At 66.6% G+C, this 23040-nt stretch carries 17 protein-coding genes, 1 tRNA gene and 1 pseudogene; 7 read left to right on the top strand and 12 right to left on the bottom strand.

Annotated elements, in window-relative coordinates:
* Positions 1 to 126 precede the first annotated feature (126 nt).
* Positions 127 to 4062, bottom strand: coding sequence for a trifunctional transcriptional regulator/proline dehydrogenase/L-glutamate gamma-semialdehyde dehydrogenase (putA, locus tag PKO50_RS28010; RefSeq protein ID WP_275627851.1), 3936 nt, complete (start codon positions 4060 to 4062; stop codon positions 127 to 129).
* 382 nt (positions 4063 to 4444) lie between these two features.
* On the opposite strand from putA, the gene PKO50_RS28005 reads away from it, so the two are divergent.
* Positions 4445 to 4603 carry a YqaE/Pmp3 family membrane protein gene (locus tag PKO50_RS28005; protein ID WP_009615518.1) on the top strand — a complete coding sequence of 53 codons (159 nt, stop codon included), beginning with the start codon at positions 4445 to 4447 and terminating at the stop codon, positions 4601 to 4603.
* A gap of 258 nt (positions 4604 to 4861) precedes the next feature.
* Here the strand turns inward: PKO50_RS28005 and PKO50_RS28000 are convergent, their stop codons facing one another.
* On the bottom strand, positions 4862 to 5350 hold the full coding sequence (locus PKO50_RS28000) for a Bro-N domain-containing protein (RefSeq protein WP_275627850.1): 489 nt from the start codon (positions 5348 to 5350) through the stop codon (positions 4862 to 4864).
* A 458-nt stretch (positions 5351 to 5808) separates the two neighbouring features.
* On the opposite strand from PKO50_RS28000, the gene PKO50_RS27995 reads away from it, so the two are divergent.
* From PKO50_RS27995 to PKO50_RS27985, 3 genes are all read left to right on the top strand, one after another.
* Positions 5809 to 5991 carry a type II toxin-antitoxin system HicA family toxin gene (locus PKO50_RS27995; RefSeq protein WP_275627849.1) on the top strand — a complete coding sequence of 61 codons (183 nt, stop codon included), beginning with the start codon at positions 5809 to 5811 and terminating at the stop codon, positions 5989 to 5991.
* Between the two features lie 31 nt (positions 5992 to 6022).
* Positions 6023 to 6427 carry a type II toxin-antitoxin system HicB family antitoxin gene (locus tag PKO50_RS27990; protein ID WP_275627848.1) on the top strand — a complete coding sequence of 135 codons (405 nt, stop codon included), beginning with the start codon at positions 6023 to 6025 and terminating at the stop codon, positions 6425 to 6427.
* A gap of 167 nt (positions 6428 to 6594) precedes the next feature.
* On the top strand, positions 6595 to 6885 hold the full coding sequence (locus PKO50_RS27985) for a helix-turn-helix domain-containing protein (RefSeq protein ID WP_089392953.1): 291 nt from the start codon (positions 6595 to 6597) through the stop codon (positions 6883 to 6885).
* Between the two features lie 71 nt (positions 6886 to 6956).
* Here PKO50_RS27985 and PKO50_RS27980 read toward each other — a convergent pair.
* From PKO50_RS27980 to rpsU, 5 genes and pseudogenes are all read right to left on the bottom strand, one after another.
* Positions 6957 to 7033 (bottom strand) — tRNA-Ile (locus PKO50_RS27980).
* A 16-nt stretch (positions 7034 to 7049) separates the two neighbouring features.
* A pseudogene (locus PKO50_RS27975) lies at positions 7050 to 10783 on the bottom strand (EAL domain-containing protein).
* A 118-nt stretch (positions 10784 to 10901) separates the two neighbouring features.
* On the bottom strand, positions 10902 to 12749 hold the full coding sequence (gene rpoD, locus PKO50_RS27970) for an RNA polymerase sigma factor RpoD (protein WP_275627847.1): 1848 nt from the start codon (positions 12747 to 12749) through the stop codon (positions 10902 to 10904).
* Between the two features lie 78 nt (positions 12750 to 12827).
* A complete protein-coding gene (gene dnaG / locus PKO50_RS27965; RefSeq protein ID WP_109931767.1) occupies positions 12828 to 14834 on the bottom strand; it encodes a DNA primase in 2007 nt (668 codons plus the stop codon).
* 189 nt (positions 14835 to 15023) lie between these two features.
* A complete protein-coding gene (rpsU, locus tag PKO50_RS27960; RefSeq protein WP_003085057.1) occupies positions 15024 to 15239 on the bottom strand; it encodes a 30S ribosomal protein S21 in 216 nt (71 codons plus the stop codon).
* A 203-nt stretch (positions 15240 to 15442) separates the two neighbouring features.
* Between rpsU and tsaD the strand changes: the two genes are divergently transcribed.
* Positions 15443 to 16468 carry a tRNA (adenosine(37)-N6)-threonylcarbamoyltransferase complex transferase subunit TsaD gene (gene tsaD / locus PKO50_RS27955; RefSeq protein ID WP_275627846.1) on the top strand — a complete coding sequence of 342 codons (1026 nt, stop codon included), beginning with the start codon at positions 15443 to 15445 and terminating at the stop codon, positions 16466 to 16468.
* Between the two features lie 94 nt (positions 16469 to 16562).
* Here tsaD and plsY read toward each other — a convergent pair whose 3' ends face one another.
* Entirely contained in the window at positions 16563 to 17132 is a 570-nt protein-coding gene (gene plsY / locus PKO50_RS27950; RefSeq protein ID WP_089392958.1) for a glycerol-3-phosphate 1-O-acyltransferase PlsY, read from the bottom strand.
* A gap of 82 nt (positions 17133 to 17214) precedes the next feature.
* On the opposite strand from plsY, the gene folB reads away from it, so the two are divergent.
* The gene (gene folB / locus PKO50_RS27945) at positions 17215 to 17568 is read left to right on the top strand and encodes a dihydroneopterin aldolase (protein WP_089392959.1); all 354 of its coding nucleotides are present in this window, start codon (positions 17215 to 17217) and stop codon (positions 17566 to 17568) included.
* The gene (gene folK, locus PKO50_RS27940) at positions 17559 to 18095 is read left to right on the top strand and encodes a 2-amino-4-hydroxy-6-hydroxymethyldihydropteridine diphosphokinase (RefSeq protein ID WP_275627845.1); all 537 of its coding nucleotides are present in this window, start codon (positions 17559 to 17561) and stop codon (positions 18093 to 18095) included. Before folB ends, folK begins: the two co-directional genes overlap by 10 nt.
* A 119-nt stretch (positions 18096 to 18214) precedes the next feature.
* Here folK and PKO50_RS27935 read toward each other — a convergent pair whose 3' ends face one another.
* The 4 genes from PKO50_RS27935 to PKO50_RS27920 all read right to left on the bottom strand — a co-directional run bounded on the left by PKO50_RS27935 (position 18215) and on the right by PKO50_RS27920 (position 23035).
* Positions 18215 to 19456 (bottom strand): multifunctional CCA addition/repair protein, encoded by a 1242-nt coding sequence (locus tag PKO50_RS27935; RefSeq protein WP_275627844.1) that lies wholly within the window; start codon positions 19454 to 19456, stop codon positions 18215 to 18217.
* Positions 19457 to 19645: 189 nt separating this feature from the next.
* Positions 19646 to 20155, bottom strand: coding sequence for a DUF4136 domain-containing protein (locus PKO50_RS27930; RefSeq protein ID WP_275627843.1), 510 nt, complete (start codon positions 20153 to 20155; stop codon positions 19646 to 19648).
* Between the two features lie 58 nt (positions 20156 to 20213).
* Positions 20214 to 21767 carry a SpoVR family protein gene (locus tag PKO50_RS27925; RefSeq protein ID WP_009615572.1) on the bottom strand — a complete coding sequence of 518 codons (1554 nt, stop codon included), beginning with the start codon at positions 21765 to 21767 and terminating at the stop codon, positions 20214 to 20216.
* Complete coding sequence (locus PKO50_RS27920) at positions 21764 to 23035, bottom strand: YeaH/YhbH family protein (RefSeq protein ID WP_058487628.1); 1272 nt, start codon at positions 23033 to 23035, stop codon at positions 21764 to 21766. Before PKO50_RS27920 ends, PKO50_RS27925 begins: the two co-directional genes overlap by 4 nt.
* Positions 23036 to 23040 lie beyond the last annotated feature (5 nt).

The raw sequence follows: 23040 nt of genomic DNA, 5'->3' as shown, positions 1-23040 counted from the left end.
CCTGCAGGGCCGCAGTGGGAAGCCGCGCTACCGGGCGGGTAGCCCCTCGGCGAGGGCGGTAGCGCGGTTCGCGCCGCAAGGGCGCGGGTATCGCAGGCGGCGCCCGGGTAGGGCGCCGCTTTCACATCAGCCGATGGTCATCAGGCTGGCGTTGCCGCCGGCGGCCGCGGTGTTCACGCTCAGGGCGTGCTCCACCAGCAGGCGTTCCAGCGGTACATCGGTTTCACCCTTGCCCAGGCCGTGCACGCCGACGATGGCGCCCTTGCGCTTGGCGGCCTGCTCGCACACCTCGCGCAGCTGGTCGGAATCGCCGTGGTGCAGGATGGCGTCGAAGGCGGCTTCGGCGGCGGTCCAGTCGTTGACCAGCTCGATGCGCTTCTGCACTTCCTTGGGCAGGCTGTCACGCAGCTCGCGCTGGCTTGCCGGCCATACCGCCAGGCTGCCCACCGCCAGGGTGGCGGCCAGCTGCACCAGCAGGTCGGCGCTCTCCTCGGCGAGGTTCAGCACGCGCTCGCGCGGCAGCAGGGTGTAGGTGTTGCGCTCGCCGGTCGGGCCGGTCAGCACGTGGCAGGCGTAGCTCTGCGCCAGGCTGGCGAACTCGTCCGCCACCTTCGCCAGTTCCGGCTCCTGCCTGGCCGCCCAGTCGCGCAGCGCCTGCAGGGCTTTCTCGCGCTCGGCGGGGCGGGGCAGGGCCTGCACGTTGTCGCCGGCCAGTTGGTTGGCCACCGCGTCGCGCGGGCGGGTCGACAGCAGGCGGTACAGGTACAGCGGGCCGCCGGCCTTCGGGCCGGTGCCGGACAGGCCTTCGCCGCCGAAGGGCTGCACGCCGACCACCGCGCCGACGATGTTGCGGTTCACGTACAGGTTGCCGACGTGGGCGCTGCCCACCACCTGGGTGATGGTCTCGTCGATGCGGGTGTGCACGCCGAGGGTCAGGCCGTAGCCGGAGGCGTTGATCTGCGCCAGCAACTGGTCCAGGTCGGAGCGCTCGTAGCGCACCAGGTGCAGCACCGGGCCGAAGATCTCGCGCTTGAGCTCGTCGAAGCTGTCCAGCTCGATCAGCGTCGGCACCACGAAGGTGCCGCGCTTGAGCACGTCGCCATTCACCCGGGCGGCCTGGAAGACCTTGCGGCCCTTGTCGCGCATGGCCTGGATGTGGCGGTCGATGTTGCCCTTGGCCTCGGCGTCGATCACTGGGCCGATGTCCACGTTCAGGTGTTCCGGCGAGCCGAGGGTGTATTCGGCCATGGCGCCCTTGAGCATCTGCACCACGCGGTCGGCCACGTCGGCCTGCACGCACAGCACGCGCAGGGCCGAGCAGCGCTGGCCGGCGCTGTCGAAGGCGGAGTTGATCACGTCCACCACCACCTGCTCGGCCAGGGCCGAGGAGTCGACGATCATCGCGTTCATCCCGCCGGTCTCGGCGATCAGCGGAATGGCGCGGCCCTGGGCGTCCAGGCGGCCGGCGATGTTGCGCTGGAGGATGCCGGCCACCTCGGTGGAACCGGTGAACATCACGCCGCGCACGCGCTCGTCGCCCACCAGGCGGGCACCCACGGTCTCGCCGCGGCCCGGCAGCAGCTGCAGCACGCCGGCCGGCACGCCTGCTTCGAGCAGGATGCGCACGGCCTGGGCGGCGATCAGCGGGGTCTGCTCGGCCGGCTTGGCCAGCACGGTGTTGCCGGCGGCCAGGGCGGCGGCCACCTGGCCGCTGAAGATCGCCAGCGGGAAGTTCCACGGGCTGATGCACACCACCGGGCCCAGCGGGCGGTGGCTGTCGTTGGCGAAGGCGCGGGCCTGGGCCGCGTAGTAGCGCAGGAAGTCCACCGCCTCGCGCACCTCGGCGATGGCGTTGGCGAAGGTCTTGCCGGACTCGCGCACCAGCAGGCCCATCAACTGCTGCATCTCGCCTTCCATCTGGTCGGCGGCGCGCTCCAGCACGGCGGCGCGTTCTTCCGGCAGGGTCGATTGCCAGATCGGGCCGCTGGCCTGGGCGCAGAGCAGGGCGTTGTTGACGTCGGCCTCGCTGGCTTCGTGCACCTGGCCAACCAGGTCGCGGTGGTCGGCGGGGTTGCGCAGCGCCTCGGCGGCGGCCGGGGCGGGGGCGTCGCCGCCGAGCACCGGCTGGGCGACGTAGGCCTGGTTGGTGCTGGTCAGCAGCGCCGAGGACAGCGAGCCCAGGCGGTGTTCGTTGGCCAGGTCCAGGCCGGCGGAGTTGGCCCGGCCTTCGCCGTAGAGGTCACGCGGCAGCGGGATGCGCGGGTGCGGCAGGCCGAGGGTGCCTTCCTGGGCGGCCATCTGCTCGACTTGCTGCACCGGGTCCAGCACCAGGTCCTGCAGCGAGATGCTGTGGTCGGCGATGCGGTTCACGAAGCTGGTGTTGGCGCCGTTCTCCAGCAGGCGGCGCACCAGGTAGGCCAGCAGCGTCTCGTGGCTGCCGACCGGGGCGTAGATGCGGCACGGGCGGTTGAACTTGCCGTCGGCGACCTTGCCCACCACCTGCTCGTACAGCGGCTCGCCCATGCCGTGCAGGCACTGGAACTCGTACTGGCCGGGGTAGTAGTTCTGCCCGGCGATCTGGTAGATGGCCGACAGCGAGTGGGCGTTGTGGGTGGCGAACTGCGGGTAGATGGCTTCCGGCACCGCCAGCAGCTTGCGCGCGCAGGCGATGTAGGAAACGTCGGTGTAGGGCTTGCGGGTGTAGACCGGGTAGCCCTCCAGGCCGTTGACCTGGGCCAGCTTGATCTCGCTGTCCCAGTAGGCGCCCTTCACCAGGCGGATCATCAGGCGGTGGCGGCTGCGCTTGGCCAGGTCGATGACGTAGTCGATCACGTACGGGCAGCGCTTCTGGTAGGCCTGGATGACGAAGCCAATGCCGTTCCAGCCGCTCAGCGATGGCTCGAAGCACAAGCGCTCGAGCAGGTCGAGGGAGATTTCCAGGCGGTCGGCTTCCTCGGCGTCGATGTTGATGCCGATGTCGTACTGCTTGGCCATCTGCGTCAGGCCCAGCAGGGTCGGGTACAGCTCTTCCATCACCCGCTCGTACTGCGCGCGGCTGTAGCGCGGGTGCAGCGCCGACAGCTTGATGGAGATGCCCGGGCCTTCGTAGATGCCGCGGCCGTGGGAGGCCTTGCCGATGGCGTGGATGGCCTGCTCGTAGGAGGCCAGGTAGCGCTTGGCGTCCTCATCGGTGAGTGCGGCTTCGCCGAGCATGTCGTAGGAATAGCGGAAGCCGCGGCTTTCCATGTTCGCGGCGTTGGCCAGGGCTTCGCCGATGGTCTCGCCGGTGACGAACTGCTCGCCCATCAGGCGCATGGCCATGTCCACGCCCTTGCGGATCAGCGGCTCGCCGCTCTTGCCGATGATGCGGTTGAGCGAGGAGGTCATGCCCGCCTCGGTGTGGGTGGACACCAGCTTGCCGGTGATCAGCAGGCCCCAGGAGGCCGCGTTGACGAACATCGACGGGCTCTGGCCCAGGTGCTGGCTCCAGTTGCCGTTGCTGATCTTGTCGCGGATCAGCGCGTCACGGGTGGCCTTGTCCGGGATGCGCAGCAGCGCCTCGGCCAGGCACATCAGCGCCACGCCTTCCTGGGACGACAGCGAGAACTCCTGCAGCAGGCCCTGCACCAGGCCCTGGCGGCCACCGGCGCTCTTCTGGTTGCGGAGCTTCTCGGCGATGCCCAGGGCCATCTTGTTGGCGGCCTCGGCCTTGTCCTGGGGCAGGCGGGCCTGCTCCAGCAGCATCGGCAGCGCCTCGGTCTCGGGGCGGCGGTAGGCGGAGGTGATGGCGGCGCGCAGCACCGACTGCGGCAGGATGCTCTCGGCGAAGTCCAGGAACACCTGCAGGCCTTGCTCGTTCAGCGCCTCCAGCGATTCCCCGCCGGCCGCGGCGGCCAGGCCGGAATGCTGGGCGGGGGAGAGACCACCCTCGATCTGCTCCAGGTAGTTGAAGATCGCCTGCTTGATGATCCAGTGCGGCGTGCGCTCGATGGCCTGGGCGGCTTGCTTGAGGCGTTCACGGGTGGCGTCGTCGAGCTTCACGCCAAGGGTGGTGGTGGCCATGGTTGTACCTGTTATTGAAAGTGGGCACGGCGGAAATGTGGCGAGAATTTAAACGTCGGACGAAAAAGGTGCAACCGGGTGCAACCTATCATTGGTCGAAGCCGACGGACTGTGTAGAAAGGTGACCATGCCGATGGATGCGGCGGATACCCGGCGATCGCTGCAAGAAGCGGACCTTGCCGGCCATCGGGTGAGTGGGGGGGCGCCCGAGGGGCGCTTGAGCGGGGTTGCACCTTTTCGGCACGCACTGGCCGAAGCCTGCACACAACTATGGCCCGCCGGGGGCACCCGGTCCAGCCGATGGCGCAAAAGGATGGAACGCCAGCCAGGCCGCCGTGGTCGATGCAGGTGTCAGTGAATGCCGCTACAAGGAGCAATAGCCATGGACCTGATCCGCATCCTCATCGCCATCATCCTCCCGCCCCTGGGCGTGTTCCTCCAGGTCGGCTTCGGCGGGGCGTTCTGGCTGAACATCCTGCTGACGCTGCTGGGGTACATCCCCGGTATCGTGCATGCGGTTTACATCATTGCGAAGCGGTGAGGTGGGGCCCGGTCAAGGCTGTTGGCGCTAGAGTGAGGCCCGGCAGCCCTCTCCCTAACCCTCTCCCTGAAGGGAGAGGGGACCGTTGGGCAGACGCTGTCATTCTGGAGTCAGCCGGCAGCTCCGGCGGTTTCCAACTGAAACCACTCCCTCTCTCGGCACGCACAAGCCCCCTCTCCCTTCAGGGCGGGGCGCGTAGCCGAGGGCTGGGGAGAGGGAATCCAAATCAAAGACCGCACCTGAGCCAACCTTGGCACCCTACGACTCCCGCCGCACCTCCCGCTCCATCAACTCCACCGCATCCCCAAACCGCACCCACAACATCCCCTGCCAATCCAGCACGCTCAGATGCTGCCCCTGCACCCGCTTCACCCGCCGCCGCGGCAAATCCGGATCACCCTGCCGCGCATCCCGCAGCGCCGGCACCACCTCATTGCTCAACCATTGCCGCAAGCCCCGGTTCTCCGGGTGATAGAAATGCACCATCAGCAGCGCATAAACGCCGCTCTCGCTGACCAGCCACTCACGCGTCACCTCTCCGCCAGCCGCCTGCAGGCACTCGAACCGCTGCTGGTCGGCATCCAGTTTGTGGATAACCCGCGTGGACACATGGCTGTTGGTCAGCCGCGCCAGGTCCCGCCCGACGAACCACGCCTGGTTCTCGATCAGTACCGCCCTCAGGGGCCGGCGATGGCGCAGGAAAACGGAAGGGACGAGAACGGAATCGGAAGTAGAAGAAAGGGTCATGCTGTCGCTCCTTGCTGCATCGAAGAAGCCGCCACCCAGGCAATCCGGAGAAGGGAGGCGGACCGTGCAAGGGTGGAATCCCGGAAGCAACCAACCGGTCGGGCAAAAGCCCGCCTCGCACGGCCCGCCATAGACAGCCGAAGATCATTCGGTAAACGCCGAAGAACTCCGCTATGGCGTGTATTGCGATGGTTGCTAGCAGGATTCCACTCCCGGCCACGTCTGATCCGTGGCAGGTGGAACGCTACGCAGCCGTCTCGTAAGACAGCAACGCCAATGCCTCGCAGGAAATTTCCCTGTTTTCAGCTGCTGCCAAGCCCATTGCACCGCCCAAAGCCCTGGCGCTCTTCAATTGCGGCGGAGCACCTGACGGCAAGGTCGAAAGTTGGGTGTGTAGTGTGTGTAGATAGTCATAGCCTTGATGTGTAGCATACACACCAAGGCTGGGCGGAGGGGCGATGCGCAGTCGAGAAATCATGGAGTTGATCCGGGCGGATGGCTGGTTCCTGGTTGAGGTGAAAGGCGGTCATCACCAGTTCCGGCATTTCACCAAGAAGGGGTGGGTGACGGTTCCCCACCCCAGGAGCAACCTGCCGATCGGGACCGTGAACAGCATTCTGCGCCAGGCCGGCCTGCGATGAGTCGGCCGTCAGCTCAGGAGGGGACATCAACATGAAATTCCCCGTGGTTCTGCACAAGGACGCCGACTCGGATTACGGCGTGACCATCCCTGACGTGCCTGGCTGCTTCTCCGCCGGCGGTACCGTCAGCCAGGCGCTGGAAAACGTCCAGGAAGCCCTGGCCCTGCACTTCGAAGGCCTGGTAGCCGACGACGAGACGCTCCCGCAAGCCCAGGAGGTGGACACCCACATGGGCAACCCCGACTACGCCGGCGGTGTCTGGGCGGTGGTCGACTTTGACGTCACCCCCTACCTGGGCAAGGCCGTGCGCTTCAACGCCACCCTGCCGGAAAACCTGCTGCAACGCATCGACGAGCGGGTGAAGCGCGACCATCGCTACGCCTCTCGCTCCGGCTTCCTGGCTACCGCCGCGCTGCGTGAGTTGTCTTCGAACTGAACCAGACGCTGCGCAATCAGGCGGCTTTTCGCGGGGGAGCGAAGAGTGCATGGCAAGCCCTTCTGGGAGGGTTAGCCGAATAAATTGATCTATAGGAAAGGTGTGAAGGACGACCTGTCCGAGGATGAAAAGAAAGTGCTCCGCGATCTCAACAAAGGGTGGCAGTGATGGAAAAGAATCTCTTCAGCCGGCTCGTTCAAAGCATGGAGCAGATGAACGAGATCGACCGCGGCGAGCGTCAACCTTCGCGCGAGTTCCATGTGGATGCGCTGCAGGTCAAAAGCATCCGCCAGGCCACGGGGCTGTCGCAGGCGGCGTTTGCCAAGGCGATCGACGTCGCCCTGGGTACACTGCGGAATTGGGAGCAGGGAAGGCGGGAGCCGGAAGGTCCGGCCAAGGCCTTGTTGAGGGCGATACACAACGATCCCGAGCATGTTATCGCCGCCCTGAAACGCTGATCTCGTTCCAGGAAACCCGGGCTCGAAAACGTGAAAGCCGCGCAGTGCGCGGCTTTCAGGCTATTTAAGAGTGGTGGGCCCACACGGACTCGAACCGTGGACCAAAGGATTATGAGTCCTCTGCTCTAACCGACTGAGCTATAGGCCCCCAGAAGGCCGGCGGATTATACCGGCGTCCCTTGCGCAGTGCCAATCGGCTGCAGCGGGGTGAGGAAACGGGCTGCGAATTGTTCGGCAGGCAGGGGTGGGCTGAGGGCGTAGCCCTGGACCTGGTCGCAGCCTTCTTCGGCGAGGAAGCGCTCCTGCTCCTCGCGTTCCACGCCTTCGGCGATGATGGTGAGGTTCATGCTGCGGCCCAGGGCGATCACGGCGCGGGCGATGGCGGCGTCGTGGGGGTCGTCGGGCAGGCCGTGGACGAAGGACTGGTCGATCTTGAGGATGTCCAGCGGCAGTTGCTTGAGGTAGCTGAGCGAGGAGTAGCCGGTGCCGAAGTCGTCGATGGCCAGTTGCACGCCCAGGCCCTTGAGGGCATGCAGGGTGTCCAGGGCCTCGTCGGTCTGGTGCATCAGGAAGTTCTCGGTGATTTCCAGTTGCAGCCGGGGGGCGTGCAGGTTGTAGCGCTGCAGCAGCTCGCGCACCTGGTCGACCACGTCGTGCTGGTACAGCTGGGCGCCGGCCAGGTTCACCGACAGCGGGCCGAAGGCGGCGTGGCTCTGTTGCCAGCGGCTCATCTGCCGGCAGGCTTCTTCCAGCACCCAGGTGCCCAACGGCAGGATCAGCCCGGTTTCCTCGGCCAGGGGGATGAAGCGGTCCGGCGGGATGGCGCCGTACTTGGGGTGGCTCCAGCGGATCAGCGCTTCGGCGCCCACCAGCGCACCGCTGTCCAGGGCCTGCTTGGGCTGGTAGTAGAGCTGCAGCTGGTGGGTTTCCAGGGCGCGGCGCAGTTCGTGCTCCAGGGCCACGCGTTCGTTGGCCTGGAAGGTCAGCTCGCGGGTGTAGAACTCGACGCGGTTGCGGCCCTGGGCCTTGGCCCGGTACATGGCGGCGTCGGCGTTCTTCACCAGGGTGGCGACGTCCTTGCCGTCCACCGGGAACAGGCTGATGCCGATGCTGGCGCTGACGAAGAATTCCTTGTCGTCGGCGACGAAGGCGTGGCTGAAGCAGTTCAGCAGCTTCTTCGCCACGTGCTCGGCATCGCTGGCCTGGTGCAGGCCGGGCAGCAGGATGATGAATTCGTCGCCGCCCTGGCGCGCCACTGTGTCGATGTCGCGCAGCTGTTCGCGCAGGCGCCGGGCGATGGATTTCAGCAACTGGTCGCCGACCGGGTGGCCGAGGCTGTCGTTGATGTGCTTGAAGCGGTCCAGGTCGAGGAACAGCACGGCGCCCAGCTGCTGTTCTTCCTGGCTTTCCTTCAGCGCGGTGGTCAGCCGGGTCTCGAACAGCAGGCGGTTGGGCAGGCCGGTGAGCGGGTCGTGGTGGGCCTGGTAGTCGAGGCGGGCCTGGGCGTACTTGAGCGTGGAGATGTCGGCGAAAACGCCGACGAAGTGGCTGGTTTCGCCGTTGTTGCCCCGCACCGCGCTGATGGTCAGCCATTCCGGGTAGAGCTCGCCGCTCTTGCGCCGGTTCCAGATCTCGCCCTGCCAGTGGCCTTCGGCGTTGAGGTGGTGCCACATGGCGACGTAGAAGCTGCTGTCGTGCTGCCCCGAAGCGAGCAGGCGCGGCGACTGGCCGAGCACTTCGTCCTCGCCGTAGCCGGTGATTTCGCTGAAGGCGCGGTTGACCGCGATCATGCGCTGGCTGGCGTCGGTGATCATCACGCCTTCGGCGGTGCTTTCGAACACTGTGGCGGCCAGGGTGAGCTTTTCCTGCATCTGTTGGCGTTCGGTGATGTCGCGGGCGATGGTCAGCAGGCAGTCTTCGCCGCTGATGACGATATGGTGCGCCGAGAGTTCGCAGAGCCGGGCGGCGCCTTCGCGGGTGCGGATGAAGGCGGTGAAGTCCTGCACCGTCGAGCGTTCGCGGATCATCTGCAGCAGGCGCTCGCGGTCCTGCGGGTCGGCCCACAGGCCTAGCTCCAGGGTCGAGCGCTCGCTGGCGCTGTCGCGGCCATAGCCGGTGATGCGGGTGAAGCCTTCGTTGGCCTCCAGCAGCAGGCCGTCGCGGATGCGGGTGATGAGCATGCCGTCGGGGGAGGCATGGAAGGCCTTGGCGAATTTTTCCTCGGAGGCGCGCAGTTGCTCTTGGGTCTGCTTGAGCTGGGAGATGTTGCGCGCCACCACCACCAGGGCGGGCGTGTCGTCCAGGGCCACGCGCTGGGCCGAGAGCAGGGCGGTGAAGCGGCCGCCGTCGCGGCGATGCAGGCTGATCTCGATGTTGTTGAGGTTCTCGCCCTGCAGGCGTTCGAGCATGCGCGGGCCCATGCCCGGTTCGCTCCAGATGTTCAGCTCGGTGGCGGTCTTGCCCAGGGCCTCGCTGGCGGGGATGCCGACCTGCTGCTCGAAGGTGCTGTTCACCGCCAGCAGGCGCCCGTCGATGCGCCGGGCCAGGACGATGATGTCCGGGCAGTGATGGAACACCGAGGCGAATTTCTGTTCGGACAGGCGCAGCGCCTGCTCGGTGCGCTTGGCCTCGGTGATGTCGATCATCAGGCCGCGCAGGATGAGTTCGTCGCCGTGGCGGATGAGGGTGACGATGTCGCGGATCCACACCACGCGGCCGTCGGCGGCGAGCATCCGGTAGTCCAGGCTGTGGTTGCGCCCGGCGCGGCTCTCGGAGAAGCAGTAGCTCATCGCCTGCTCGGCGTCGGCCGGGTGCAGGGTGCGTTGCCAGAAGCCCGGCGTCAGCCACTCGTGCTGCGGGTAGCCCAGCAGCTCCTGGGCGTGGGGCGAGACGTAGGTGAAGCGGTTTTCCGACAGGCGCATCTCCCAGGCGATGGCGGCCATGCTCTCGACCAGGCCGCGGAAGTGCTGCTCGCTGTCGCGCAGGGCCTGTTCGAGTTTCACCCGTCGCGCCATTTCGCCGCGCAGGCGGCGGTTCATCGCCACCAGGGCGGCGACTATCGCCAGGCTCGCCAGCAGCACCGGCAGGCCGATGGTCAGCAGGTGCCGCGACCAGGCCGGCCGGTTATCCAGCAGGCCGCCGACCCAGGGCGCCTGCAGGGCTTCGACCTCGTCGCCGGTGAGTTCGGCGAAGAGTTTGTCGAGGATGCCGGCGAGCATCGCGTCGTTGCGCGGCACGGCCATGGCCAGTTGGTAGCGGTAGGGCGTCTCGCCGCTGATCTGGATGCCTTCGAGGCGGAGCTGGCGCAGGCTCCAGACGCTGGAGGCGAAGTCGCCGACGAAGGCGTCGACCTGCCCGGTGGCCAGTGCCTGCAGGGCTGCCGCGACGCTGGGCAGGGGCAGCAGGTTGAGGTCCGGGTGCTTGGCGATCAGCAGTTCATGGGGCGCGTAGTGGTCGACCACGCCGACCTTCAGGCCGTACAGCGCCCTCAGGTTTTCCGGGTTGGGGCCATCCCTGCGGGCGAGGATGACGATGGGGAAGTCCAGGTAGGGGCGGGTGAAGGTCAGGTATTCGCTGCGTTCCGGCGTCGCCATGATGCCCGGCAGCAGGTCGACCTGGCCGTCGCGCGCCTGCTGCAGGACCTCGCTCCAGCTGCTCGGCTCGCTGGGCTGCATGCCGACCTGCAGGCGTTCGCTGATCAGTTGCACGTAGCTGGCGGCGAGCCCCTGGTAGTGGCCCTGGTCGTCGCGGAACTCGAAGGGTGGCCAGGAGGCATCCACGCCCAGGCGCAGCTGCGGGTGCTGGCGCAGCCAGGTCTGCTCCTCGGGGTTAGGGTGAGCGCGCTCGCCTGGGAAGCCCAGAATGCCAGGCACAACAGAACAACCTGCAGACGCGGCATGGAGGGCCTCGATCCGGGGAGGGATACGCCGAAGTGTAGTCGGGCCCTCGTCGCTCCAGTAGCCCCCTGCCAGTATCCCTGAAAGAAAAACCCCCGGGCTGTGCCGGGGGTTCTTCGATCACTCGTCGAGGAAGGAGCGCAGGTGTTCGCTTCGCGACGGGTGGCGCAGCTTGCGCAGCGCCTTGGCTTCGATCTGGCGGATACGTTCGCGGGTCACATCGAACTGCTTGCCGACTTCCTCGAGGGTGTGGTCGGTGTTCATGTCGATGCCGAAGCGCATGCGCAGCACCTTGGCTTCCCGGGCGGTGAGGCCGGCGAGGACTTCGCGGGTGGCTTCCTTGAGGCTCTCGCTGGTCGCCACTTCGATGGGCGACTGCATGGTGGAGTCCTCGATGAAGTCGCCCAGGTGCGAGTCTTCGTCGTCACCGATCGGGGTTTCCATGGAGATCGGTTCCTTGGCGATCTTCAGGACCTTGCGGATCTTGTCTTCCGGCATGTCCATGCGTTCGCCCAGCTCTTCCGGGGTCGGTTCGCGGCCCATTTCCTGGAGCATCTGCCGGGAAATGCGGTTGAGCTTGTTGATCGTCTCGATCATGTGCACCGGAATACGGATGGTGCGCGCCTGGTCGGCGATCGAACGGGTGATCGCCTGGCGGATCCACCAGGTGGCGTAGGTCGAGAACTTGTAGCCGCGGCGGTATTCGAACTTGTCCACCGCCTTCATCAGGCCGATGTTGCCTTCCTGGATCAGGTCGAGGAACTGCAGGCCACGGTTGGTGTACTTCTTGGCGATGGAGATCACCAGACGCAGGTTGGCCTCGACCATTTCCTTCTTGGCGCGGCGGGCCTTGGCCTCGCCGATGGACATGGCGCGGTTGACGTCCTTGATCTCGGCGACCTTGAGGTCGACGTTGCTTTCCAGCGCGGAGAGCTTCTGCTGGTTGCGGATGACGTCGTCCTTCACGCGCTCCAGGGCTTCGGCGTATTTCGGCTTGGCCTTGAGCACGCCGTTGATCCAGGATTCGTCGGTTTCCTGGCCGGGGAACAGGCGCAGGAAGTCGGCGCGCGGCATGCGCGCGTCACGCACGCACAGCTGCATGATGGCGCGTTCCTGGCGGCGCACCTGGTCCAAGGCATCGCGGACGCGGGCGACCAGGACGTCGAACTGCTTGGGCACCAGCTTGATCGGCATGAACAGCTCGGCCAGGGCGAGCATTTCCGCGTCGGCCTGCTTGCTGCCACGACCGTGCTTCTTCAGTGCCTTCTTGGTCTTGTCCAGCTGATCGGCGACCAGGCCGAAGCGGCGCGCGGCCTCTTCCGGGTCCGGACCGCCGTCGCCTTCGTCTTCGCTGTCGTCTTCGGACTCCTCGTCCTCTTCCTCGTCATCCTTGGCCTTGGCGCCAGCGCTGTCCTTGAGGTCGAGTTCCACTTCCTCGGCGGGCACCGAACCGTCGTCCGGGTCGATGTAGCCGCTGAGGATGTCGGACAGGCGGCCGCCTTCGCTGACCACCCGCTGGTATTCGGCGAGGATGCCGTCCACCGCGCCAGGGAACTGGGCGATGGCGCTCATGACCTCGCGGATGCCTTCCTCGATGCGTTTGGCGATCTCGATCTCGCCTTCGCGGGTCAGCAGCTCCACGGTACCCATCTCGCGCATGTACATGCGCACCGGGTCGGTGGTGCGGCCGACGTCGCTCTCCACCGCGGCCAGCGCGGCGGCGGCTTCCTCGGCGGCGGCTTCGTCGGTATCGGTTTCGGCCAGCAACAGGGCATCCGCATCCGGGGCTGTCTCGAATACGTTGATCCCCATGTCGTTGATCATGCGGATGATGTCTTCCACCTGTTCCGGATCGGAAATATCCTCCGGCAGGTGGTCGTTGACCTCCGCGTAAGTCAGGTAGCCCTGCTCACGACCACGGCTGATCAACTCTTTGAGACGAGATTGCTGTTGCGCTTTTCCGGACATAACACCCTATCCACTGAAGGTCTTGGCGGGCTGAAATAAGCCGAGGATTATACCAGATTCGAGGCTTCAGGCGCCAGTTCAGCTCTGGGGGCCTGGTGAAGAGGCGTTGCTGAAGTGTTCCCTCAATAGAGCTTTCTCTTCGTCAGTCAGTTCACTGGGGCTCTTCTGCATCACGCTGCGCAGCCGCGCCTCGCGGCTGTTGTGCAGCTGACTGTGTGCAAGTGTAGTAATGGTGTCGCAGAACTGCTTTTCAAGATTGCCCTGGTCGATCAGCCATTCCTTTTCCGCCAGGGCCTGCAGCAGGCGCCCTTGCGGGGTACCGTGCCAGCGCGCGATCAACTGCATCGAGCGCTGCTTCGGGTTCTTCTGCAGCGCTTCGACGAGCGCCGCCAGCAGTTGCGAGTAGGTCTGCCCTTCGTTGGCAAAATGGCTGGCGTCCTCGACCTTCTGCGCCAGTTGCGGGTGGTGCAGCAGGGTGCGCAGCGCGGTCAGGGTGGGGGATTCGACGCTGATCTCGGTGCGCGGCTGGCGCGGGGCGAAGTCGCCGCGCTTGCCGCTCTTGCCTCCTTTGCCATCCCATTTGCGCTCGCCTTTCCAGGGCTTCTTGCCCGGTTTGCCACCGGCGAAATCCGACGGCGCCTCGAAATAGCTGGCGCTGTCCTGGTAGCTGGGCTCGCCGTGATCGGCGAAGTGGCCTACATCGTAGTCGCTGTATTCGTGCGCGTGGCTGTCCGCAGCGGCGTTCGGCGTGGCCTGGCCGTGCCCCTGGCCGCCGCTGGCGCGCGGCGCGTTCAACTGGTTCAGCGCCTCGCCGCTCAGGCCGGTGATCTGGCCCAGGCGCTGGCGCATCAGCAGGCGCAGGGTGTTGCCGGGTATCTTCTCCAGCAGCGGGCCGGCCAGGGTCGCCAGGTGCGCCTTGCCTTCCAGGGTGCTGGGGTCGGCTTCCTGCGTCAGCTGCTGGAAGAAGTAGTCGGCCAGCGGCTGGGCCTGGTGGGTCAGGCGCGCGCGGAAGGCGTCGGGGCCTTCGGCGCGGACCAGGCTGTCCGGGTCCTCGCCCTCGGGGAGGAACAGGAAGCGGATCTTGCGGCCGTCCTGCAGGTTCGGCAGGGCCGATTCCAGGGCGCGCCAGGCGGCCTTGCGCCCGGCCTGGTCGCCATCGAAGCAGAACAGGATGTTCGGCACCAGGCGGAACAGGCGCTTGATGTGTTCCTCGCTGGTGGCGGTGCCGAGGGTGGCCACGGCGTTGCGGATGCCCTGTTGCGCCAGGGCGATCACGTCCATGTAGCCTTCCACCACCATGATCTCGTCGAGATCGCGATTGTTCTTGCGCGCCTCGAACAGCCCGTAGAGCTCCTGGCCCTTGTGGAACACCGGGGTTTCCGGGGAGTTCAGGTACTTGGGCTTGTCGTCGCCCAGCACCCGGCCGCCGAAGGCGATCACCCGCCCGCGACTGTCGCGGATGGGGAAGATCACCCGGTCGCGGAAGCGGTCGTAGCGCTTGCCGCTGTCGGGGTTCTCCACCAGCAGGCCGGCGTCGAGCATGGCCTTGAGCTGCAGGTTGTCGCCGCCCAGGTGCTTGAACAGGTTGTCCCAGCCCGGCGGGGCGAAGCCCAGGCCGAAGTCGCGGGCGATCTCGCCGGTCAGGCCGCGGCCCTTGAGGTATTCCACCGCGGCCTTGCGCGCCGGGTGGCTCTTCAGCGCCTGGCGGTAGTAGTCGGCGGCGGCGCTCAGCAGCGGGTACAGCGGCGAGTCGGTCGGCTGCCGCGGCTTGCCGCGCCGGCCTTCCTCGCGGGGTACGTCCATGCCGGCGCGCTTGGCCAGGTCCTCGACGGCCTGGATGAAGTCCAGGTTGTCGTGGTCCATGATGAAGCCCAGCGCATTGCCGCCGGCGCCGCAGCCGAAGCAGTAGTAGAACTGCTTGTCGGGGCTGACCGTGAAGGAGGGTGTCTTCTCCTTGTGGAACGGGCAACAGGCGCTGTAGTTCTTGCCGGTCTTCTTCAACTGGATGCGCGAACTCACCACATCGAGGATGTCGGTGCGGTTGAGCAGGTCATCGATGAAGGATTGCGGAATCAGGCCGGCCATAGACTCGTCGGGACGCAGGATGGACCCAGGCATACACCCAAGGCTGGCTTGGAGTATGGCATTTCATGGGGCGTGAAAAGCAAAAAACTCCGAGCTTCGCCAGGCGCGAATCGGAGTGCGGTGTAGCCTTTCAGGCACTCGCCCGGCGAGTGGGCCGGGCGATGTGCAGAGCGTGCGGCTGAGTCGAACTCAGTACAGGCGCTCGCGGCGGCGCTGTTCGCGCTGCACTTTCTTGGCGTGACGCTTGACAGCGGCAGCGGCCTTGCGCTTGCGCTCGGCGGTGGGCTTTTCGTAGAACTCGCGGCTACGGACTTCAGCCAGTACACCGGCTTTTTCGCAGGAGCGCTTGAAACGACGCAGGGCTACGTCGAAGGGTTCGTTCTCTTTAACTTTGACGGCGGGCATCCAGGTCGTACCTTCAATGATTACCGGGGATTTATCGCGCTCCTGGCAGTAGGCACGGGAGACGGCGGTTTTCAAGGGTTGCGGATATTAACGGTTCGGGCTCAGGAATGCAAAGCCTCCGATCGAAAAACGCTGGTCGGCGTCCGCAGCGGGCGATTATCATCCGCCGCTTCTCATTTGCCCAGAACTGAAGGCTCGAACCCATGCGTGTGCTGGGGTTGGAAACCTCTTGCGACGAAACCGGCGTCGCCCTCTACGACAGCGAACGCGGCCTGCTGGCCGACGCGCTGTTCAGTCAGATCGACCTGCATCGCGTCTACGGCGGCGTCGTGCCCGAGCTGGCCTCGCGCGATCACGTCAAGCGCATGCTGCCGCTGATCCGCCAGGTGCTCGACGAGGCCGGCTGCCCGCCGAGCGGGATCGACGCCATCGCCTACACCGCCGGCCCCGGCCTGGTGGGCGCGCTGCTGGTCGGCGCCTCCTGCGCCCAGGCCCTGGCGTTCGCCTGGGGCATACCGGCCGTCGGCGTGCACCACATGGAAGGCCACCTGCTGGCGCCCATGCTGGAAGAGCAGCCGCCGCAATTCCCGTTCGTCGCCTTGCTGGTTTCCGGCGGCCACACCCAACTGGTGCGGGTGGATGGTATCGGCCGCTACCAGCTGCTGGGCGAATCCCTGGACGACGCCGCCGGCGAGGCCTTCGACAAGACCGCCAAGCTGCTCGGCCTGGGCTACCCCGGCGGCCCGGAGATCGCCCGCCTGGCGGAGAAAGGCACCCCGGGGCGCTTCGTCTTCCCGCGGCCGATGACCGACCGCCCCGGCCTGGATTTCAGTTTCAGCGGCCTCAAGACCTTCGCCCTGAACACCTGGCAGCGCTGCCGCGAGGCGGGCGACGACGGCGAGCAGACGCGCTGCGACATCGCCCTGGCCTTCCAGCAGGCGGTGGTCGAGACGCTGACCATCAAGTGCCGCCGCGCCCTCAAGCAGACCGGCCTGAATAACCTGGTGATCGCCGGTGGGGTCAGCGCCAACCGCGCCCTGCGCGAGCACCTGCAGAAGATGCTCGGCGAACTCCGTGGCCAGGTGTTCTACGCCCGTCCACGGTTCTGCACCGACAACGGCGCGATGATCGCCTACGCCGGTTGCCAGCGCCTGCTGGCCGGCCAGCACGACGGCCCGGCCATCGACGTGCGCGCGCGCTGGCCGATGGAGTCGTTGCCGGCGGTATAAAAAAGATGGCTGCAAGCGACAGGCTGCAAGCTACAAGCGGCGTGGTGCCATTTTTCGCTTGCAGCTTGAGGCTTGCAGCCTGAAGCTCCCAATCCTAGAAATGTCTCTCGCGCCCGGCCAGCAGGTCGCGCAGGTTGCCGCGGTGGCGCCAGACGATGAGCCCGGTGAGGAAGGTCATCGGCAGCAGCGCCGCCGGCAGTTGCCAGGCCAGTAGTGGCAGGGTGAGCGGGGTGGCGACCAGCGAGGCCAGCGAGCTGGTGCGGGAGAGCTTGAAGGTGAGCAGCCAGGCCACTGCAGCGAGCAGCGCGGCCGGCGGGTAGAGCGCCAGGAGCATGCCGGCGGCGGTGGCCACGCCCTTGCCGCCACGGAAGTTGAAGTACAGCGGGTAGAGGTGGCCGATCACCGCCGCCACGCCGACCCAGGCCTCCTGCATCGCGCCCAGGCCGAACAGGCGGGCGACGAGCACCGGCACCAGGCCCTTGGCCAGGTCGCCGACGAGGGTGAGGATGGCGGCCTTTTTCCCGGCCAGGCGCAGCATGTTGGTGGCGCCGGGGTTGCCGGAGCCGCCGGCGCGCGGGTCGGCGGTGCCGAACAGGCGACTGAGGAGTACCGCGAAGGACAGCGAGCCGAGCAGGTAGGCGAGGATCGCCAAGAGCCAGACCATGGTTTCCACCGGGGACGAGACTGTCCCCGATTCTAGCGGGGTGGCGTACGCTTGTCGTGCACTGGCCTTGGAGCAGCAGTAAGTGGACAGAGTTTTTATCGAGGGCCTGGAAGTCGACACCGTGATCGGCGTCTACGACTGGGAGCGGGGGATACGCCAGTGCCTGCGCCTGGACCTGGACCTGGGCTGGGACATCCGCCCGGCGGCGGCCGATGACGACATCGCCAAGGCGCTGGACTACGCAGTGCTTTCCGAGCGCATCGGCGAGTTCGCCCGCGATGCGCATTTCCAACTGGTGGAAACCTTCGCCGAGCGCCTGGCCGCGCTGCTGATGGCCGAATTCGGCATCCAGTGGCTGCGCCTGCGGGTGACCAAGCCGGGAGCGGTCGCCGCTGCCGCCGGCGTTGGCGTGGAGATCGAACGCGGATGCCGCTGACCACTGTCTTCCTCGGCCTGGGGAGCAACATCGAGCGCGAGCGCCATCTGCACGCCGGGCTCGAGGCGCTTACCGGCTTCGTCCACGACCTGCGTTGCTCGCCAGTGTTCGAAAGCGAGCCGGTGGGCATCCGCAGCGGCCCCTTCATCAACCTGGTGGTGAGCGGCGAGACCGAGCTGCCGCTGGCCGAGCTGAGCCTGCGGCTGAAGCACATCGAGGCCGACAACGGCCGCTATGCGCCGGAACGCAAGGGCCTGCCGCTGGACATCGACGTGCTGCTCTACGGCGACCTGCACGGCGAGTTCGACGGCCTGGTGCTGCCGCGCGCCGAGGTGCTGAAGAACGCCTTCGTGCTCTGGCCCCTGGCATTGCTGGCGCCGCAGGTGCTGCACCCGGGGGCCGGCCGTGACTTCGCCAGCCTCTGGGCCGAGGCGGACATCGACCAGCGCCTGTGGCCGGTGCCTTTCCAGTGGCGCGGTACCGAGCTGACGCCGGCGGCGCTGATCGCGGCGCATCCGGCGGCCTGATCCGTAGGGCGGATAACGCTTCGCGTTATCCGCCCTACGGGATCGCGGCTATCCGCCGGGCTGGAGCCGCCTGCTTTTCGTAGGAGCGAGCTTGCTCGCGAACCCTGGGCATATCTGTTCTACAGGTCTGCCTGCGGGGCGTGTGCGGTCTTGTAGGCCTTGAGCGCCTTCAGACGCTCGCGCTTGAGCGCTTCGCCCAGTTCCGCGCCTTTGAAACCTTTCTCCAGCAGCGGTTGCACCGCCACTTCGCGGGCCGCCTTGGCTGCGCCGCGCAGGTAGTCGGCCTGTGGATAAGCGCGCTTTTCCAGGCCGTGGCGGCCGCGGGCGTCCATTTCGCTGGCGGCGATGAATTCCTCGAAGCGCTGTGGCCGGCGGTAGACGTCGAAGGCCTGCAACAGCTCCAGCAGGGTGTTCGGCCGCAGTTCCAGGGCGCGGTGGGCGTGGGTGTGGTACTCGCCGACCAGGCGCGCCAGTTCCTGGCAGTCGCGTGGCACCTTGAAGCGGGCATTGACCGCGTCGATCAGCGGCAGGCCCAGGTGTTCGTGGGCGATGTGCCGCGGCCAGTCCTCCTGGCGGGTTCGCGCCTTGCCCAGGTCGTGGAGCAGGCAGGCCCAGCGCACCGTCAGTGGCTGGCGGTGCTCGGCGCACTGGCGCAGCACGGCCAGCAGGTGCTCGCCGGTATCGATTTCCGGGTGGTGTTGCGCGGGTTGCGGCACGCCGAACAGGGCGTCGACCTCGGGCATCAGCACGGCCAGGGCGCCGCAGTCGCGCAGCACCTGGATGAACACGTCGGGCCGCGCTTCCATCAGGGCCCGGGAGATTTCCTTCCAGCTGCGCTCGGGCGTCAGGGCTTCCAGCTCGCCGGATTCGGATAGCTCGCGCATCAGCGCCAGGGTTTCGTCAGCGACCCTGAAGCCCAGCGGCGCGAAGCGCGCGGCGAAGCGGGCCACGCGCAGCACCCGCAGCGGGTCCTCGACGAAGGCCGGGGAGACGTGGCGCAGCAGGCGGGCCTCGAGGTCGCGCTGGCCGCCGTAGGGGTCGACCAGCCGGCCGTTATCGTCCTCGGCCATGGCGTTGATGGTGAGGTCACGGCGTACCAGGTCTTCTTCCAGAGTCACGTCGGGGCTGGCGTAGAAGGTGAAGCCGCCGTAGCCGCGGCCGCTCTTGCGCTCGGTGCGAGCCAGGGCGTATTCCTCGCCGGTCTGCGGGTGGAGGAACACCGGGAAGTCGGCGCCCACCGGGCGGTAGCCCTTCTCGAGCATGTCTTCGGCGCTGGCGCCGACCACGACCCAGTCGGTATCGCTGACCGGCTGGCCGAGCAGACGGTCACGCACGGCGCCGCCTACCTTGTAGATCTGCATGAAGCTTTCTCCTGTCAGGGGGATAGCTTCGGGCTTCGGGGCGTGGGGGGCAAGCCTGTAGGAGCGCGCCCTGCGCGCGAATCGCGGGCAGGGCCCGCTCCTACAGGGAATTGCGTGGGTGGGGCGGCCGCGCGGATCTCATCCGCGAATCGCGCCGGAACCTCCGGCTATCGCGGACAAGGTCCGCTCCTACGGGGTGGCTTGGGGAATCTGCTCGACCAACGCCTCCACCGCGTGGCGCAGCAGTTCGCTGCTGGCATGCGCCGGGCTCAGGCCGGTGCTGACGGTGCCTTCCCAGAGCACCTGGTCCTGCAGGTCGGTCAGGCGCACGCGCAGGGTGCCGGTCTCGTCGCGCAGGCGGTGGATGGCGAGGTAGGGCCCCAGGGCCTGGGGCGGCGGCACGTCGACCTTGAATTCCAGCGGCGCGTCGCGCAGGGCCAGCCAGTAGTAGACGCGCAGTTGCGCGCTGCTGGCCTCGCGGTAGCCTCGCTGCTCCAGGCCCTGGCGCAGCCAGGCGTTGATCAGCGGGTAGCGGTTGGCGTAGGGCAGGGCGTCGACGGCGTTTTCCGGGGGCATCAGCTGGAAGGTCTGCAGGCCGGCCAGGCGGCTGTCCGCCGCCTGGGTCACCCGGGCCTGGGGGATCTGCGTGGTGCAGGTCGCGAGAGCGAGGCAGAGCAGGAGGATGGCGAAGAGACGCATGGCGACCTCGGCTGGGCTTGGCGCTATGCTCGGTCCTGCCCCGGGGGCGGTCAACCGATCAAATGGGCGGGATGATCAGGTCCAGCCGCGGGTAGCCGTCCTCGTTCTCGCGTTCACCCTTTGGGGGCATGTGGTGGGTCTGCACGACCTGCTCGCCGTTGAGGGTTTCCAGGTGGATGTCGAAGCCCCACAGGCGGTGCAGGTGCTTCATCACGTCCTCGGTGGACTCGCCCAGCGGCTGGCGGTCGTGCTGCTGGTGGCGCAGGGTCAGGGAGCGGTCGCCGCGGCGGTCGACGTTCCAGATCTGCACGTTGGGCTCGCGGTTGCCCAGGTTGTACTGCGCCGCGAGGGTCTCGCGGATCTTGCGGTAGCCGTCGTCGTCGTGGATGGCGTCGACCAGCAGGTCGTCCTTCTGGTCGTCGTCGAGGATGCTGAACAGCTTGAACTCGCGGATCACCTTGGGCGAGAGGAACTGCAGCACGAAGCTCTCGTCCTTGAAGCTCTTCATGGCGAACTTCAGGGTGGCCAGCCAGTCGCTGCCGGCGATGTCCGGGAACCAGCGGCGGTCTTCCTCGGTGGGTTCCTCGCAGATGCGGCGGATGTCGCGGTACATGGCGAAGCCCAGGGCATAGGGGTTGATACCGCTGTAGTAGGGGCTGTCGAAGCCGGGCTGGTAGACCACGCTGGTGTGGTACTGGAGGAACTCCATCATGAAGCCGTCGGTGACCAGGCCCTCGTCGTAGAGGTCGTTGATCAGGGTGTAGTGCCAGAAGGTCGCCCAGCCCTCGTTCATCACCTGGGTCTGGCGCTGCGGGTAGAAGTACTGCGCCACCTTGCGCACGATGCGCACCACTTCGCGCTGCCAGGGCTCCAGCAGCGGGGCGTTCTTCTCGATGAAGTAGAGGATGTTCTCCTGCGGCTCGCTGGGGTAGCGCGCCAGTTCCTGTTCCTTGTCCTTGCCGGCGGCGCGCGGGATGGTCCGCCACAGGTCGTTGACCTGGCGCTGGATGAGTTCCTCGCGTTCCTTCTGGCGCTGCCGCTCTTCCTCGGCGGAGATGGGGTAGGGCCGCTTGTAGCGGTCGACGCCGTAGTTCATCAGGGCGTGGCAGGAGTCCAGCAGGTCTTCCACCGCGTCGATGCCGTAGCGCTCCTCGCACTGCATGATGTACTGCTTGGCGAACACCAGGTAGTCGATGATGGAACTGGCGTCGGTCCAGGTGCGGAACAGGTAGTTGCCCTTGAAGAAGCTGTTGTGCCCGTAGCAGGCGTGGGCGATCACCAGCGCCTGCATGCACTGGGTGTTCTCCTCCATCAGGTAGGCGATGCAGGGGTCGGAGTTGATGACGATCTCGTAGGCCAGGCCCATCTGCCCGCGCTTGTAGTTCTTTTCCGTGCTGAGGAAATGCTTGCCATAGGACCAGTGGTTATAGCCGATGGGCATGCCGACCGAGGCGTAGGCATCCATCATCTGCTCGGCGGTGATCACTTCGATCTGGTTCGGGTAGGTGTCCAGCGCGTAGCGCTCGGCGATACGGCTGATCTCCCGGTCGTACTGGCGGATCAGGTCGAAGGTCCATTCCGACCCGGTGGCGATGGGCTGGCGCTTGCTCATGCGACTAGCCTCCTCTGGAACAGTTCGCGGAACACCGGGTAGATGTCCGCGGCGGATACGATCTGCTGCTGGGCGAAGCTGTCTTCGAAGGCTTCGCGCACCCGTTCGTACTCGAACCACAGCGCCTGGTGCTCGCGCGGGGTGATCTCGACGTAGGTGTAGTACTGCACGAACGGCATGATCTGCTTCATCAGGATATCGCGGCAGACGGGCGAATCGTCGTTCCAGTTGTCGCCGTCCGAGGCCTGGGCCGCGTAGATGTTCCACTCGTGGGTGGGGTAACGCTCGGCCATGATCTCCTGCATCATCTTCAGCGCGCTGGAGACGATGGTGCCGCCGGTTTCCCGGGAGTAGAAGAACTCTTCCTCGTCCACCTCGCGGGCGCTGGTGTGGTGGCGGATGAACACCACCTCGATCTTCTCGTAGTTCCGCTTGAGGAACAGGTACAGGAGGATGAAGAAGCGCTTGGCGATGTCCTTGGTCGCCTGGGTCATGGAGCCGGAGACGTCCATCAGGCAGAACATCACCGCCTGGGAGGTGGGGTTGGGCTGCTTGATCAGCAGGTTGTACTTGAGGTCGAAGGTGTCCAGGAAGGGCACGCGGTCGATGCGCGCGCGCATCCGGGTGATTTCCTGCTCCAGCGCCTGGATGTCGCCGAGGTTGTCCGGTTCCTCGCGCTTGAGCCGTTCCAGCTCGGCCACGGCGGCGCGCAGCTTGCCGCGGGTGGAGCCGGTCAGGGCGATGCGCCGGGCGTGGGCCGAGCGCAGGGTGCGGACGATGTTGATGCGCGAGGGGTTGCCGTCGTTGCTGATGCCGGCGCGCACGGTCTTGAAAGTGTCGCTGCCGGTGATGTGGCGCTTGACCAGGTTGGGCAACTCCAGGTCCTCGAACATGAAGTCGAGGAATTCCTCCTGGGTGATCTGGAAGACGAAGTCGTCCATCCCCTCGCCCTGGTTGCTGGCCTTGCCGCCGCCACGGCCACCGCCGCCGCCCTGGGGCCGGGCGATGTGCTCGCCGGTGGTGAATTCCTTGTTGCCCGGGTGGACGATGGTCTGCCGCCCGCCACGGCCATGGTGCAGGATGGGTTCGTCGATGTCGCGGCCGGGGATGCTGATCTGCTCGCCGTGCTCCATATCGGTGATGGAACGCCGGCTGACGGCCTCCTCGACCGCCTTCTTGATGTGCTCACGGTAGCGCCGCAGGAAGCGCTGGCGGTTCACCGTGCTCTTGTTCTTGCCGTTCAGACGCCGGTCGATGACATAGCTCATAGGGC

Origin of the sequence: Pseudomonas sp. 273 (assembly GCF_029201425.1) — a bacterium.
Classification (GTDB): domain Bacteria; phylum Pseudomonadota; class Gammaproteobacteria; order Pseudomonadales; family Pseudomonadaceae; genus Pseudomonas; species Pseudomonas delhiensis.
The sequence above is the reverse complement of the archived record's forward strand: the minus strand, read 5'-3'. Positions and strand labels throughout refer to the sequence as shown.

Coding starts and splice junctions, on each gene's coding strand:
- PKO50_RS27995 (WP_275627849.1), top strand. CDS start 5,809: ATGCGCAGTCGAGAAATCATGGAGTTGATCCGGGCGGATGGCTGGTTC.
- dnaG (WP_109931767.1), bottom strand. CDS start 14,834: ATGGCCGGCCTGATTCCGCAATCCTTCATCGATGACCTGCTCAACCGC.
- PKO50_RS27920 (WP_058487628.1), bottom strand. CDS start 23,035: ATGAGCTATGTCATCGACCGGCGTCTGAACGGCAAGAACAAGAGCACG.
- tsaD (WP_275627846.1), top strand. CDS start 15,443: ATGCGTGTGCTGGGGTTGGAAACCTCTTGCGACGAAACCGGCGTCGCC.
- PKO50_RS27925 (WP_009615572.1), bottom strand. CDS start 21,767: ATGAGCAAGCGCCAGCCCATCGCCACCGGGTCGGAATGGACCTTCGAC.
- rpsU (WP_003085057.1), bottom strand. CDS start 15,239: ATGCCCGCCGTCAAAGTTAAAGAGAACGAACCCTTCGACGTAGCCCTG.
- plsY (WP_089392958.1), bottom strand. CDS start 17,132: ATGGTCTGGCTCTTGGCGATCCTCGCCTACCTGCTCGGCTCGCTGTCC.
- rpoD (WP_275627847.1), bottom strand. CDS start 12,749: ATGTCCGGAAAAGCGCAACAGCAATCTCGTCTCAAAGAGTTGATCAGC.
- PKO50_RS28005 (WP_009615518.1), top strand. CDS start 4,445: ATGGACCTGATCCGCATCCTCATCGCCATCATCCTCCCGCCCCTGGGC.
- PKO50_RS27935 (WP_275627844.1), bottom strand. CDS start 19,456: ATGCAGATCTACAAGGTAGGCGGCGCCGTGCGTGACCGTCTGCTCGGC.
- PKO50_RS27930 (WP_275627843.1), bottom strand. CDS start 20,155: ATGCGTCTCTTCGCCATCCTCCTGCTCTGCCTCGCTCTCGCGACCTGC.
- folK (WP_275627845.1), top strand. CDS start 17,559: ATGCCGCTGACCACTGTCTTCCTCGGCCTGGGGAGCAACATCGAGCGC.
- PKO50_RS27985 (WP_089392953.1), top strand. CDS start 6,595: ATGGAAAAGAATCTCTTCAGCCGGCTCGTTCAAAGCATGGAGCAGATG.
- PKO50_RS27990 (WP_275627848.1), top strand. CDS start 6,023: ATGAAATTCCCCGTGGTTCTGCACAAGGACGCCGACTCGGATTACGGC.
- putA (WP_275627851.1), bottom strand. CDS start 4,062: ATGGCCACCACCACCCTTGGCGTGAAGCTCGACGACGCCACCCGTGAA.
- PKO50_RS28000 (WP_275627850.1), bottom strand. CDS start 5,350: ATGACCCTTTCTTCTACTTCCGATTCCGTTCTCGTCCCTTCCGTTTTC.